The following is a 13787-nucleotide window of genomic DNA, read 5'->3' on the forward strand; positions in this document are numbered from 1 at the left end:
CCGGCCCGTCCGGCCCCGGCCGGCCCAGACCGAAGAGGACCCGTGAAACGACGTACCATCGTCGCCCTGGCCGCTGCCGCCACGATCGCCGTCGGCGGAACCACGGCGCAGAGCCTGATCGGCCACGCCGAAACGCCCGCCGCGACAACCACGTCCACCGTCTCGACCGCGGCCGTCAAGGCACTGCCCAGCACCCTGAGCTTCTACGCCGACCCGACGTCGGGGCCGGCGGCCTGGGTCAGGGCCAACGCCAAGGACTCCCGGGCCGCCACGATCCGGGCGAGCATCTCGACCAAGCCGATGGCCCGCTGGTACGGCTCGTGGTCGGGTGACATCCGCCCGGCCGTGAACACGTACGTCACGGCGGCCGCGAAAAAGAAGAAGACGCCCGTGCTGGTGGCCTACAACATCCCCGGGCGCGACGCGTGCGGCGGGCACTCGGCCGGCGGGGCGGCGGCCACCCAGTACCGGACCTGGATCAGCGGTTTCGCCACCGGCGTCGGAAAGCGGCGGGCCGTGGTGGTTCTCGAGCCCGACGCGCTGGCCGACCTGAAGTGCCTGAGCAGCTCCGAGGCGGCGGCCCGGCAGAAGCTCCTCGCCTACGCCACCGCGCAGTTCAGGGCCAAGGCCCCCAACGCGTACGTGTACCTGGACGCCGGCCACTCGACCTACGTGACCGCGACCACCATGGCCAGGCGCCTGAAGGCGGCCGGGGTCACCGACGTGCGCGGGTTCGCGCTCAACGTCTCGAACTACCACACCACCGCCGAGGAGACCGCCTACGCCGCGAAGGTGAACAAGGCGCTGGCCACGCAGGGCGTCAGCACACGGCGGTACGTGATCGACACCAGCCGTAACGGCAAGGGCACCAACGGCGAGTGGTGCAACCCGGCCGGGCGCAAACTCGGCGTCACGTCGCGAATCACGAAGAACGCCACCGTGAAGCAGCCCGAGGCGCGGCTGTGGATCAAGGCGCCGGGTGAGTCCGACGGCAACTGCGGCACGGCGGCCGGTTCCAGCGCCGGCACTTTCGACCCGCAGCTCGCGTACAACCTGGTCAAGGGCCGGTAACGCCGGTCTTTGGGCTCCTGCAGCGTGCGGGTTCTGGTGGAGGAGGACGACGGGCTGCGGCCGGCGATCGCGGCGGGCCTGCGGGAGGCCGCGTCCGCCGTCGACGTCGCGGCCTCCCGCGCCGGGGCCGGCCCCACGGTCCGGGGCAACCGCTACGACCGCGCGGTCGCCGACCCGGTCTTCGCACGGCGGAGCCTCGAGGCCGGGGTCTGCTTCGACGTCACCAAAGAGCGCCGGTGGAGCGTCAACTCGTCGTCCGCGGCCCTCACGAACCCGTGACCCTCAGCCGGCCTCAGCGGCGACGGTGCCCCGCAGCAGGATGTCGACGGCGGTGACGATGACGTCGTCGTCGGGGATCTGCCCGTACATCAGTGCCGAGTAGAACATCGCCCCCGACAGCATTTTCGTGCCGACCGCGAGTTCGGTGCCGGACAGGCGCGTGGCCAGGAGCTGCCGCACGACCCGGTCGCCGCCGGTCACCAGCTCGTCGCGGACCGCGGCGATCTCGCCCGGGCCGCGCGCCTGCTCGGCCAGCACCGCCATCGCCCGGTCCAGGCCGTGGTCCCGCATGCCGTCACGGAAGGCCCGCATCTCACCGATCAGGTCGGCGCGCAGGTCTCCTGTCGGCGGATGGTGCGGGATGTCGGCCAACTGCAGCAGGGCGTCGCGCAGCAGGTGGGTGCGCGTGGGCCAGTGCTTGTAGATCGTCGCCCGGGAGTACCCGGCGTGCGCGGCGAGGTGGGCGTGCGTGACGGCGTCCCAGCCCTGATCGGTGAGGATGCCGAGCGCTGCCCCCAGGACGTCCTGACGGGTGCGACGGACGCGCGGGTCCACCCCCGGGGCCGGTGGGGTGCTGTCGGCGGTGCTGTCGGAGGGTGCCATGGCGGTTGGTTGCAATCCCTCTGCGTTAGTGGTCAGATCTGTCAGTAGTGGACAAAGCGTTCACGAAGTATGAGGCACGCCGCTGGAGCCGTCCGGCGGTTGCGCCGGCACCGGCCCAGCACCAGGTGCCAACCACCACTGTGTCACCGACGCCGTCCGGCGAGCGGGCGATCTCCCCTGTCCTGCGGCAGGCGCAGCCCGTCCGGCCGGCCGCCTCGCCACCGCGCCCGGTGGAGACTGGAGAGCTGACATGACGGTCCACGCCACCCCCTCAGCCACCCCCTCAGCCACCCCCTCAGCCGCACCCTCAGCCGCACCCGCCCCCACGCTGACCGCCACCGACCGGCAGTTCCGGGTCGAGGCCTACGAGAAGATCGACTACTCCCTGACCTACGTCGACGGCGCCTTCGATCCCGAGAACCCGCAGATCGCCGGCCATTACGCCGATGCCGGGAGGTGCCTGGCGGTGGTCGACGAGACGGTGCACGAGCTGTACGGCGAGCGCCTGGCCGCGTACTTCGAGCATCACGGCATCGAGCTGACCGTGTTCCCGGTGGTCGTACGGGAGGTCGACAAGAGCCTGCGCACGCTGGAGCGGATGGTGGACGCGTTCGGTCGCTTCGGTCTGCTGCGCCAGGAACCGGTGCTGGTCGTCGGGGGTGGGCTGACCACGGACGTCGCCGGTTTCGCGTGCGCGGCGTTCCGCCGGTCGTCGAACTATCTGCGGGTGCCGACCACGCTCATCGGCCTGATCGACGCGAGTGTCTCGATCAAGGTCGGGGTCAACCACGGCCGGTACAAGAACCGGCTCGGCGCCTACCACGCGTCGCGGCAGGTCATCCTCGACTTCTCGTTCCTGCGCACGTTGCCGGCCGCTCAGGTGCGCAACGGGATGGCCGAGCTGATCAAGATCTCGACGGTGGCCGGGGCCGACATCTTCGGGCTGCTCGAGAAGCACGGCGAGGACCTGCTCAGCACCCGGTTCGGGCATCTCGACGGCAGTGACGAGGTGCGGCAGGTCGCGCACCGCCTGACCTACGACGCGATCGAGACGATGCTGCGGCTGGAGGTGCCGAACCTGCACGAGCTCGACCTGGACCGGGTGATCGCGTACGGGCACACCTGGAGCCCGATGCTGGAGCTGGCGCCGGAGCGGCCGTTCTTCCACGGGCACGCCATCAACATCGACATGGCCCTGTCGGCCACGCTCGCGCACAGCCGCGGCTACATCTCGGAAAGCGAACGGGACCGGCTGTTCTGGCTGATGAGCCGGCTCGGTCTGGCGCTCGACAGTCCCGAGCTGACGCCCGACCTGCTGGTGCGGGCCACCCAGGCGATCCTGCAGACCCGGCACGGGCGGCTGCGGGCCGCGATGCCGCGCCCGATCGGCACCTGCCACTTCGTCGACGACCTGGGCACCGACGAACTGCTGCGCGGCCTGGAGGAGCACCGGCGGGTGGTCAGCCGCTATCCGCGGGCCGGCCGCGGCGAGGAGATGTTCACGGCATGAGCACCGGCACCCGTCGCGCACCCCGCCCGGTCACCCCCGCGTCCGTCCTGAGCCACCGGCTGGGCGCCCTGCTGAGGTCCCCGGACCTGACGCCCACCCTGCGGCAGGAACTCCAGCAGGCGTACGACCTGGCCGCCGGGCTCGATCCGTACCTGGAGGAGCACACCTCCCCGGCCTCGCCGGCGCTGCGCGACCTGGAGGAACGCACGCGCGCCCACGACTGGCTCGCCCCCTCGGCCGGGGGCGGGGCGCTGGAGCAGGAGATGCTCTCGGGCGCGGTCGAGGGACAGCTGCTGAAGCTCCTGGTGCACGCCACGCGGGCCTCCCGGGTGCTCGAGATCGGCATGTTCACCGGCTATTCGGCGCTGGCCATGGCCGAGGCGCTGCCGCCCGGGGGCCGGGTGGTGGCGTGCGAGGTGAACGCGTCGGTGGCGGACTTCGCCCGGGACGCGTTCACCCGTTCGCCCGCCGGGGCACGCATCGAGGTGCGCGTCGGGCCGGCGCAGGAGACCCTGCGCCGCCTGGCCGCGGCCGGGGCGGTGTTCGACCTGGTGTTCCTGGACGCCGACAAGGCCGGCTACCTCGCCTACCTCGAAACCCTGCTGAACGGGCGGCTTCTGGCCCCGCACTCGCTGGTCTGCGTGGACAACACGCTGATGCAGGGCGACCCGTGGACCGGCGGGCCGGCCTCGGCCAACGGGGCCGCGATCGCCGCGTTCAACCGGGCCGTGGCCGCCGACCCGCGCCTGGAGCAGGTGATCGTGCCGGTGCGCGACGGTCTGACACTCATCCGCCGGGCCGGACCCACCCCGCCGCCCCCGCAGTCGTAGGGAGACAAGCCTTGCCGAGCCCTTCCGGAACCCGTTCCCGCCTGCCCTCGGGCCACGCCCTCAAGACCGTCGGCGCCCTGACCCTGCTGACCGCCGCGCTACCGGTGAACCTGGCCGTGACGGCCGTGGCGCTGCTGGCCGGAGGCCTTCGTCCACCTCCCCCGAGAGACCAGCCGCACGCCCGCACGGTGCTGATCAGCGGCGGGAAGATGACCAAGGCCCTGCAGCTGGCCCGCTCGTTCCACGCCGACGGGCACCGGGTCGTGCTCGTCGAGCAGGCCCGCTACCGCTTCACCGGGCACCGCTACTCCAACGCCGTCGACGCGTTCCACGTCGTGCCGCCCCCGGCCGATCCGGGCTACGCACAGGCGCTGCTCGACATCGTGCGGGCCGAGAACGTCGACGTGTACGTGCCGGTGTGCAGCCCGGCCGCCAGCCTGTACGACGCCCGCGCCGCCCCACTGCTGCGCCCGCACTGCGAGGTGCTGCACATCGACGCCGAGCTGATCGAGACCCTCGACGACAAGCACGCTTTCATCGACCTGGCCGCGTCCCTCGGTCTGCCGGTACCCGACTCGCACCGCATCACCGACCCCGGCCAGCTCGAGAACTTCGCCTTCGGCACCCCGGGCGACCACTACGTCCTCAAGAGCATCGCCTACGACCCCGTGCACCGGCTCGACCTGACCCCACTGCCCCGGCCCACCCCGCACGAGACCCGGGCCTTCGCCCGCTCACGGCCGATCAGCACCGAGAACCCCTGGATCCTGCAGGCTCTCGTACGGGGCCGGGAGTTCTGCACCCACGCCACGGTGCACGCGGGGCGGGTCACGGTGTTCTGCTGCTGCGAGTCCTCCGCGTTCCAGGTCAACTACGAGATCGTCGAGCAGCCCGCGATCGAGCGCTGGGTGCGCGACTTCGTCGGCGCCCTGGACATCACCGGCCAGATCAGCTTCGACTTCATGGTCGACGACGACGGCCGTGTGCACCCCATCGAGTGCAATCCCCGCACCCACTCGGCCATCACCCTGTTCCACGGCCACCCGGGCCTGGCCCGCGCCTACCTCGACCCGGACGCCCCGGTCGTCGACCGGCCCGCCCCCGGAGCCCGGCCGACCTACTGGATCTACCACGAGATCTGGCGCCTGATCAGCCGTCCCGGCACCGTCCGCACCCGGCTGCGCACCGTCCGGCGGGGCCGCGACGCGATCTTCGACCCGCACGACCCGCTGCCCTTCCTGCTCGTGCACCACCTGCAGATCCCGGCCCTGCTGCTGGGCAACCTGCGGCGCGGCAGGCCCTGGATCCGCATCGACTTCAACATCGGCAAACTCGTCGAGCCGGCGGGCGACTGATGCGCACCGTCGTGCTGCACCTGACCGGCTCGGCCACCACGCCGTTCCTGGCCGACCTGTCGCTGCTGTACGCCCGGGACTGCTGGACCGCCACCGCCGACCCCACCCGCTACGCCATGCACCTGGCCCACGTCTCCCCCGACGGGAGCTGGCGGTTCCCGGAGGACCCGGGCGAGCGGGCACTCGCCGAAGCCGACCCGCTCGAGCTCCCGCAGGCCGTCCACCGTCTGGCCGACCTGCGTCCCCACGTGGTCGTGCCCCAGATGTTCTGCCGCCCCGGGATGACCACCTACCGCTCGTTGCTCGACCTGCTCGGCCTGCCCTACGTCGGGAACCCGGCCGAGGTCATGGCCATCGGCACCGACAAGGCCCACACCCGGGCCCTGCTCGCCGCCGCGGGCGTCCCCGTGCCGCCCGCCCAGCTGCTGCGGCCCGGCGAGCAACCGACCCTGGCGCCCCCGGTCGTGGTCAAGCCCGTCGACAGCGACAACTCGGCCGGCGTCACCCTGGTCCGTCACGAGCACGAGTACCCGGACGCGCTCGCCGGGGCCTTCGCCCGCGCCGGCTCGGGCCGGGTTCTGGTGGAGAGCTACGTGGAGCTGGGCCGCGAGGTGCGCTGCGGGGTGCTGGAACGCGGCGGCGACCTGGTGTGCCTGCCGCTGGAGGAGTACGCCCTGCACCCGCACGAGCGGCCGATCCGCTCGCAGGCCGACAAGCTGGTCCGCACCGCGAGTGGCGAGCTGGTCATGACGGCCAAGAGTGCCGAGCACGCCTGGATCGTCGATCCGGGCGACTCCGTGACCGGCCCGGTGCACGAGGCCGCGCGGCGTGCCCACCGGGCCCTGGGCTGCCGCGACTACAGCCTGTTCGACGTCCGCATCGACCCGGCCGGGCGCCCCTGGTTCCTCGAGGCCGGCCTGTACTGCTCGTTCGCCCGCACCAGCGTCGTCGTGGGCATGGCCGAGGCCGCCGGCACCGCCCTGCCCGAGCTGTTCGCCACGATGGTCCGGCGTGCCCGGGCCCGCGCGTAGGCTCAGCTCTCGCGGCGCTCGGGCGGCAGGAGCGTGGAGATGCCGGTGTAGAAGCGCTGGATCTGCGCGACCACGATCTCGAGCTTGTCGAGGTCGAGCGGCTTGGTGATGAACGCGCTGGCGAAGCTCTGGTAGCTGGCCAGCACGTCGGACTCGGCGTCGGAGGTGGTGAAGACGACCACCGGGATCGCGCGCAGCGCCTGGTCGGACTTGATGGCCGCGAGCGTCTCCCGCCCGTCCATGCGGGGCATGTTCAGGTCGAGCAGGATCAGGTCGGGACGCGGGGCGCCGGCGTGCGGGCCGACCCGCTGCAGATAGTCCAGGCCCTCCTGGCCGTCGCCGACCACGTGCAGACGCGGCGGGGTCTCGACCCGCTCGAGCGCCTCGGTGATCATCAGGACGTCACCGGGATCGTCTTCGACCAGCAGGACGACCGGGATCCGGGCCGACTCCGGGGAGGGGAACTGAGACACCATGAGGGGTGTGCCTCTCTGCGTGGGTGGTGGGGCGATGGGGTTGAACCGCGTGTTCTGCACGGCGCCCGGGCGGTCGGACCCGGTGGCGCACCCGGTGAGAGACGGGTGTGCCACGTTGCCTGCACAACCTCTCACACCTGCGTGAGGACGCCGGTGCCCGGGTCACCGATAACCGCACCTGTCGCTGTGGGTGCGTAGGCCCCACCTGCCCGGGCGAGGTCCCTCATGACCTCCCACCCGTCGGTCACCGCCCCGGCGACTCCTGGGACACCGCGTAGAGGAAGCACTGCGGCCGCAGGGTGCGCACGTGCACGGTCGCGACCCCGGGCCGCGCGAGCAGACCCCGCACGAGCGGGTCCAGGTCGGTCTCATCGGTGACCACCGTGTTGTGCTCGTAGTTCATGGTGTCGTCGGCCCGGTAGGTCCGCAGCACCGCCGGGCCGTGGGCCAGATCCGGAGGGAGTGTCCCGGTCGGCGGGTACCCGTCGCACCGGCCGGTGTGGACGTAGACCGGCCCGACCTCCGTCCACACCGACGGATGGTCGAAGGGCGCGTACGAGATCAGGCTGATCGGCTCTCCCGCCTCCGCGGACCGCAGGCAGCACCGCAACGGCTCGTCCCCGCCGGCCGCGAAGGACTCCAGCCGGTTCCCGTGCCCGTCCTCGCCCGAGGCCCGCACCGCGTCGAGACGCCGCGGATCGATCGCGGCCACGTGAAGGGTTGTCCCCCGGGCCTTCTGGTCGTTCGTGGTGGTGGTCATGACGGTCATCGTCACACGCTGCCCGCGGCCGGGGCTGGCGGGAAACCGACGTCGTGCTCGCCGTCGGCACGGGGACGGGCACGCTACCGCCCGGAGGAACTGCGGATCTCCTCGCGGCTCATCAGGTCTCGCGCTATGACGAGAAGTACTCCGCCATCAGGCCGCTCACCCAGGCGGGCTGCGTGACCCCGCGCGGCACGAACTCGGCGATCACCGGCTTCAGGTCGATGACCGGTGTGCCCGAGACCGCGTCCAGACCCACGACCGAGAGCTCACGCCCGGCCACGGACTCGATCACACAGCAGGTCACCCCGATGCGGTTGGGCCGGCGCGGGCCGCGACCGGCGAACACCCCGACGGGCGGCAGGTCGGCCCGGCCCCGGTAGGGCCCGGGCTCGCGGTGGTCCTCGTTCTCGGGGAACTGGTCGAAGACGAAGAGCACCTCCACGTGGGAGAAGCCCTCCAGGCCCTGGAGGGCGGCCTCCCCGAAGCGCTCGTCGACGGTGATCGTGCTGCGTACCGCGCCCCACCGGTCGGTGTTCTGGACGTCGGTCCGGGTGTTCCGGACCGTGCCGATGGGGGTGATCTCGAATCCGCGCACGTGGTCCTCCGTGTCCGTGGGAGCGCCGCCGCCACCCAGCCTTTCACGGGCCTGACCGCGACGCAGGCCCCGGCGCCGGACCGTGCTGCTGTGCCCGGCTCCGGAACTCCTGGCCGTCCTCGCCCCGACCGGCCGGAGACCCGACCGGTCTCGAGCCCGCGATCGGCTGCCTCTTCGGCGGCCGATGATTACCGTGTTACACATGACGGAGAACGGGGATCCGACACTGTACGAGTGGGCCGGAGGGTCCGGGGCGCTCCGGCGCCTGATGGACGCCTTCTACGACCGCGTCGAGCAGGACGACCTGCTCGCGCCCCTGTTCGGCGGCACGGTCGGCGAACACCACCGCGTGACCGTGACGGCCTGGTGGGGCGAGGTCTTCGGCGGGCCGGACGAGTACACCCGCTCGCACGGCGGCTATCCGGCGATGCTGGCGCACCACATCGACCTCGGCATCACGCCCGAGATGCAGTTCCGCTTCACGTCGCTGATGCGCCTGGCCGCCGACGACGCCGGTCTGCCCGCCGACCCGGAGTTCCGCGCGGCGCTGGTCGGATATCTGGAATGGGGCACCCGCCTGGCCATGTCGAACTCCCGGCCCGGCGCGGCGGTGGTGCGGCAAGCACCCGTGCCCCGCTGGGGCTGGGGTGTGGCCCCGCCCTACCGGCCTGACCCCGGCGCCGACGCCGACCAGGCCGAGTGACATTCCCTGACGAGGCTTCACCCCGGCGAAGGCCCGGCGAAGGCCCGGCGAAGGCCCGGATCGCCGGATCCGGGCCCACGACGCCCGCCGCCCGGCCCTCGGTGGCCTCGGCCCGGCGTCGTGGTCGGTGTACCGCGATTGCGGTAGAGCAGCCACACACCCCCTATGCCTCGGGGGTATAGGGGGTGTGTGGGTGGTCAGGTGCGGCGGATGGGGCCGAGTCGTTGGAGTTGGGTGACGTGGTGGGGTTGGAGTTCGTCGAGGGTGTGGGCGCCGAGGAGTTTCATGGTGCGCACGATCTGGTCGGTGAGGATCTCGATGCTCTTGTCCACGCCTTGGCGTCCGCCGGCCATGAGGCCGTAGAGGTAGGCGCGGCCGATGAGGGTGAAGCGGGCGCCCAGGGCGATGCAGGCGACGATGTCGGCGCCGTTCATGATGCCGGTGTCGACGACGATCTCGACGTCCTTGCCGATTTCGCGGGCGACGTCGGGCAGGAGGTGGAAGGGGATGGGGGCGCGGTCGAGCTGGCGGCCGCCGTGGTTGGACAGGACGATCCCGTCGACGCCGAGGGAGGCGAGTTTGCGGGCGTCTTGGAGGTTCTGCACGCCCTTGATCGCGATCTTGCCGGGCCACATCTGGCGGATGATGCTCAGGTCTTCGTAGGAGATGGTGGGGTCCATCGCGAAGTCCAGCAGTTCGGCGACGGTGCCGCCGGTCGCGGACAGCGACGCGAATTCGAGTTTGGGGGTGGTGAGGAAGTCGTACCACCACCAGGGGCGGGGGATCGCGTTCAGGATCGTGCCGGCCGTCAGCTGCGGCGGGATCGAGAATCCGTTGCGCCGGTCGCGCAGGCGGGCTCCGGCCACGGGGGTGTCGACGGTGAAGAACAGGGTGTCGAAACCGGCGGCGGCGGCGCGTTCGACCAGGGCGTAGGAGATCTCGCGTTGTTTCATCACGTACAGCTGGAACCAGTTACGGCCCGCCGGGTTGGCGGCCTTGACGTCCTCGATCGAGGTGGTGCCCAGGGTGGAGAGGCAGAACGGGATGCCCGCGGCGGCCGAGGCCCCGGCGCCGGCGATCTCGCCCTCGGTCTGCATCAGCCGGGTGAAGCCGGTGGGCGCGATCCCGAACGGCAGCGCGGACGGGCCGCCGAACACGGTCGTGGAGGTGTCGACACGGGCCACGTCACGTAGCACGCCCGGGTGGAACTCGACATCCTCGAACGCCTGGCGGGCCCGGGACAGCGACAGCTCGGCCTCGGCGGCGCCGTCGGTGTAGTCGAACGCGGCCCGTGGGGTACGTCTGCGGGCGATCGTCCGCAGGTCGTCGATCGTCAGGGCCTTGTCGAGACGGCGCTTACGGCCGTTGAACTCCGGCTTCCTGAACTCCATCAGCTCGAAGATCTCAGCAGGCTTGGGAACCTGGCGTTGGACCACCGTGACACTCCTTCATGGCGCGACGTCTCGGTGACCATATTATCGATAGGAGCTTCTGACCAGGGGGTCTTCTGGTGGTCAACGCCACCCGGAGACCCCCGGCGCGCGACATGCACCCGTCCGGGCGGGGTCAGCCGAGCTGCACACCCGCCCGCCGCAGCAGCTCCCGCGCGTGCCGCAACAGCGGCGCGTCCACCATCCGGCCCTCGAACGTGAACACCCCCGGCTCGTCACGGGCGGCGTCCAGCAACCGCCGCGCCCGCTCGACCTCGGCCGCCGGCGGGCGGTAACCGTCGCGCACCACCCCGACCTGGCTGGGATGGATGCAGGCCGTGCCGTCGAAACCGCTGGCCGCCGCGTCGACCACCTCGGTGCGCAGCCCGGCCAGATCACGGATGTCCAGGTGCACCGCGTCGAGCTTGAAGCGCCCGTAGGCCCCCGCCGCGATCAGGACCGCCGAACGGGCCGCCGCCGCGACGTCGCGGTACGTGCCGTCGTAACGGCGGCTCGCGGTCCCGCCCAGCCCGGCGACCAGGTCCTCCGCACCCCACATCAGGCCCACACAGTTGCCGGCCCGCGCGATGGACGCCGCCTCCACCACCCCCAGCGGCGTCTCCACCAGCGCCACCACGTCGAACGGCTCCAGCGACGAGACCTCTTGCGCCGACGACGTCTTCGCGAGCATCACCGTGGTGTAGGCCGTGGCCTGCAGCGCCTGCAGGTCCCAGGCGTGCTCGGGCGTCGAGGCCGGGTTCACGCGCACCACGGTCGAGGAGGGATCGAGCGGATGGTCGACCAGCGCCTGCCGGGCCGTCGCCTTGCCCTCGGCCGAGACCGCGTCCTCCAGGTCGAGGATCACCACATCGGCCGCCGCCGCGGCCTTGGCGAAGCGGTCCGGCCGATCCGCCGGGCAGAACAACCACGCCGGACCCGGATTCACGGCTGCCTCCGCACCAGCGTCGCCCGGGTCGCGCGCGCCACCACCACGTCGTGCTGATTACGCCCCACGTGCTCCAGACTCACGATGCCCTCCCCGGGCCGCGACGCCGACTCCCGTTTCGACAGGACCACGGTGGACGCGTAGAGCGTGTCCCCGATGAACAGCGGCTGGGGAAAGGCGATCTCGCTGAACCCCAGGTTGGCCACCAGGGTACCCTCGGTCAGCTGCGCCACCGACAGCCCCACGATCGTCGCCAGCGTGAACATCGAGTTGACCAGCCGCTGCCCGAACGGCTCCTGCGTCGCCGCGAAGGCCGCGTCCAGGTGCAGCGACTGCGTGTTCATGGTCAGGGTGGTGAACAGCACGTTGTCGGCCTCGGTGACCGTGCGCCCGGGCCGGTGCCGGTAGCGCGTACCGACCTCGAACTCCTCGAAGTACAGCCCCCGTTGCTCCACCTCACGCACCACGGCGCATCCCCAGAGCCTGCTGACGTTGCCGGCGCCAGTCGCCCAGGGCATCCCCCGACGGTCTCAGCCTGGGCAGCAAGGCAGCCACCACGGCCGCCACCACGTCGTCCGGAACCTCGCTCATACCGGTCTCACCCCGTGCCTCTTCTCCACCCGTTGCCGTACTTTCCCGGCCAACATCCCCAGCCGCCGGGCCAATTCGTCACGCAGCGCAGCCGGATCGACCACCGCGTCGATCACCAGTTCCGAGGCCAGCCGCAGCAGATCGACGTCCTCCTCGTACTCCTCCTTACGCGCCGCCACGAACGCGGCCCGCTCCGACTCGTCCGCGATCTCGGCGATCCGGTTCGCGTACACCGCCCGCACCGCCGGGTCGGGCCCCATCACCGCGATCCGGGCCGTGGGCAGTGCCAGGCAGGCGTCCGGCTCGAAGCCGGGCCCGTTCATCGCGTAGAGCCCGGCCCCGTAGGCCTTCCGCACGATCACCGAGATCTGCGGAACCGTCGCCTCGGCCACCGCCGTGATCATCTTGGCGCCGTGCCGGATGATGCCCTGGCGTTCCACGTCCTTGCCGATCATGAACCCGGGCACGTCGGCCAGGTACACCAGCGGCAGGTTGAACGCGTCGCAGAACTCCACGAAACGCGCCGTCTTGTCGGCCGAGTCGACGAACAGCACCCCGCCGCGCACCACCGAGTTGCTGGCCACGATCCCGACCGGCATGCCCTCGATGCGCCCCAGCCCGGTCACGATCTCGGCCGCGAACGAGGGTTTGACCTCGAAGAAGCTGTCGGCGTCGACGATCCCGTCGATCACCTCGTGAATGTCGAAGGGCACCTGCTCCTGGGCGGGAACGGTGGTGTCGTCCAGTTCCGACGAGGGACGCGCGGACTGCGTCTCGGGGGGCGGTTCCCTCCAGCACGTGGGCAGGTAGGAGAAGAAGTCACGGGCCTGCTCGATCGCGTCCGCGTCGTCGCTGGCGAGAAGGTCGCCGCAGCCGGAGATCTCGGTGTGCATCCGCGCACCGCCCATCTCCTCCAGGGTGACCTTCTCCCCCACGGTGACCTCGGCCATCCGCGGCGAGCCGAGGTACATGCTGGCGTTGCCGTCGACCATCACGACGATGTCGCAGAACGCCGGGATGTAGGCCCCACCCGCCGCCGACGGGCCGAACAGGCAGCAGATCTGGGGCACCTTGCCCGACAGCTTGACCTGGTTGTGGAAGATGCGCCCGGCCCCGCGCCGGCCCGGGAACAGCGCGACCTGGTCGGTGATGCGGGCCCCGGCCGAGTCGACCAGCCAGAAGATGGGCAGCTCCTCGCTCAGCGCCCGCTCGGTGATGCGCACGATCTTCTCGACCGTGCGCGCACCCCACGACCCCGCCTTCACCCCGGTGTCGTTCGCGACCACCAGCGCCGGGCGCCCGTCGACCAAGCAGGCCCCGGTGACCACACCGTCTGCCGGCAGCCCGGTCGCCAGGGCGTTGGCGAGCTGCCCGTCCTCGACGAACGTGCCCTCGTCGGCCAGCAGCGCGATGCGTTCGCGCACATAGAGTTTGCGCGATCGGGCCAGCTTGGCCGCGGCCGACGCCGTCGGGCCCAGCGTGGCCGAGCGGGCCCGGTCGAGCTCCTTGCGCGAGGGCAGGGCCTCGGCCGGCGTCACCGCCGTGCCTCCCTCGGCCGGACCGGGCCGAGCAGCCCCCCGGGATCAGCCACGGTCCGCCGC

15 protein-coding genes are annotated in these 13787 nt (G+C 71.6%); 7 read left to right on the plus strand and 8 right to left on the minus strand.

The window, feature by feature from the left end; all coding sequences use genetic code 11:
* The first annotated feature begins 42 nt into the window (after positions 1-42).
* Both J2S57_RS29040 and J2S57_RS29045 read left to right on the plus strand, forming a co-directional pair.
* A complete protein-coding gene (locus J2S57_RS29040) occupies positions 43-1071 on the plus strand; it encodes a glycoside hydrolase family 6 protein (protein WP_307248897.1) in 1029 nt (342 codons plus the stop codon).
* A 24-nt stretch (positions 1072-1095) separates the two neighbouring features.
* Positions 1096-1350, plus strand: coding sequence for a hypothetical protein (locus J2S57_RS29045; protein WP_307248900.1), 255 nt, complete (start codon positions 1096-1098; stop codon positions 1348-1350).
* A 3-nt stretch (positions 1351-1353) separates the two neighbouring features.
* On the opposite strand, the gene J2S57_RS29050 is transcribed toward J2S57_RS29045, so the two are convergent.
* Positions 1354-1953: a TetR/AcrR family transcriptional regulator gene (locus tag J2S57_RS29050; RefSeq protein ID WP_307248902.1), complete on the minus strand. Its 600-nt coding sequence runs from the start codon at positions 1951-1953 to the stop codon at positions 1354-1356.
* Positions 1954-2203: 250 nt separating this feature from the next.
* Here J2S57_RS29050 and J2S57_RS29055 point away from each other — a divergent pair, with 250 nt between their 5' ends.
* From J2S57_RS29055 to J2S57_RS29070, 4 genes are read left to right on the plus strand one after another with little or no spacing between them, the layout of a single operon-like run.
* Complete coding sequence (locus J2S57_RS29055; protein ID WP_307248903.1) at positions 2204-3463, plus strand: sedoheptulose 7-phosphate cyclase; 1260 nt, start codon at positions 2204-2206, stop codon at positions 3461-3463.
* Complete coding sequence (locus J2S57_RS29060) at positions 3460-4293, plus strand: O-methyltransferase (RefSeq protein WP_307248905.1); 834 nt, start codon at positions 3460-3462, stop codon at positions 4291-4293. Before J2S57_RS29055 ends, J2S57_RS29060 begins: the two co-directional genes overlap by 4 nt.
* A gap of 11 nt (positions 4294-4304) precedes the next feature.
* Complete coding sequence (locus J2S57_RS29065) at positions 4305-5648, plus strand: ATP-grasp domain-containing protein (protein WP_307248907.1); 1344 nt, start codon at positions 4305-4307, stop codon at positions 5646-5648.
* Entirely contained in the window at positions 5648-6679 is a 1032-nt protein-coding gene (locus tag J2S57_RS29070) for a D-alanine--D-alanine ligase family protein (RefSeq protein ID WP_307248910.1), read from the plus strand. Before J2S57_RS29065 ends, J2S57_RS29070 begins: the two co-directional genes overlap by 1 nt.
* A gap of 2 nt (positions 6680-6681) precedes the next feature.
* Here the strand turns inward: J2S57_RS29070 and J2S57_RS29075 are convergent, their stop codons facing one another.
* The 3 genes from J2S57_RS29075 to J2S57_RS29085 all read right to left on the minus strand — a co-directional run bounded on the left by J2S57_RS29075 (position 6682) and on the right by J2S57_RS29085 (position 8516).
* A complete protein-coding gene (locus J2S57_RS29075; RefSeq protein WP_307248911.1) occupies positions 6682-7155 on the minus strand; it encodes a response regulator in 474 nt (157 codons plus the stop codon).
* Between the two features lie 244 nt (positions 7156-7399).
* Entirely contained in the window at positions 7400-7924 is a 525-nt protein-coding gene (locus tag J2S57_RS29080) for a DUF1203 domain-containing protein (protein ID WP_307248913.1), read from the minus strand.
* 124 nt (positions 7925-8048) lie between these two features.
* Positions 8049-8516, minus strand: a complete 468-nt coding sequence (locus J2S57_RS29085) for an SAM-dependent methyltransferase (protein ID WP_307248915.1) — start codon at positions 8514-8516, stop codon at positions 8049-8051.
* 202 nt (positions 8517-8718) lie between these two features.
* Between J2S57_RS29085 and J2S57_RS29090 the strand changes: the two genes are divergently transcribed.
* Positions 8719-9219, plus strand: a complete 501-nt coding sequence (locus J2S57_RS29090) for a group II truncated hemoglobin (RefSeq protein ID WP_307248917.1) — start codon at positions 8719-8721, stop codon at positions 9217-9219.
* Positions 9220-9416: 197 nt separating this feature from the next.
* Here J2S57_RS29090 and J2S57_RS29095 read toward each other — a convergent pair whose 3' ends face one another.
* The 4 genes from J2S57_RS29095 to J2S57_RS29110 form a co-directional block, all read right to left on the minus strand.
* Entirely contained in the window at positions 9417-10655 is a 1239-nt protein-coding gene (locus tag J2S57_RS29095; protein ID WP_307248918.1) for an alpha-hydroxy acid oxidase, read from the minus strand.
* A gap of 130 nt (positions 10656-10785) precedes the next feature.
* The gene (locus J2S57_RS29100) at positions 10786-11595 is read right to left on the minus strand and encodes an HpcH/HpaI aldolase/citrate lyase family protein (protein ID WP_307248920.1); all 810 of its coding nucleotides are present in this window, start codon (positions 11593-11595) and stop codon (positions 10786-10788) included.
* Complete coding sequence (locus J2S57_RS29105) at positions 11592-12113, minus strand: MaoC family dehydratase (RefSeq protein WP_307248922.1); 522 nt, start codon at positions 12111-12113, stop codon at positions 11592-11594. Before J2S57_RS29105 ends, J2S57_RS29100 begins: the two co-directional genes overlap by 4 nt.
* A gap of 69 nt (positions 12114-12182) precedes the next feature.
* Positions 12183-13724: an acyl-CoA carboxylase subunit beta gene (locus J2S57_RS29110; protein ID WP_307248924.1), complete on the minus strand. Its 1542-nt coding sequence runs from the start codon at positions 13722-13724 to the stop codon at positions 12183-12185.
* Positions 13725-13787 lie beyond the last annotated feature (63 nt).

This window comes from Kineosporia succinea (assembly GCF_030811555.1).
Lineage (GTDB): Bacteria > Actinomycetota > Actinomycetes > Actinomycetales > Kineosporiaceae > Kineosporia > Kineosporia succinea.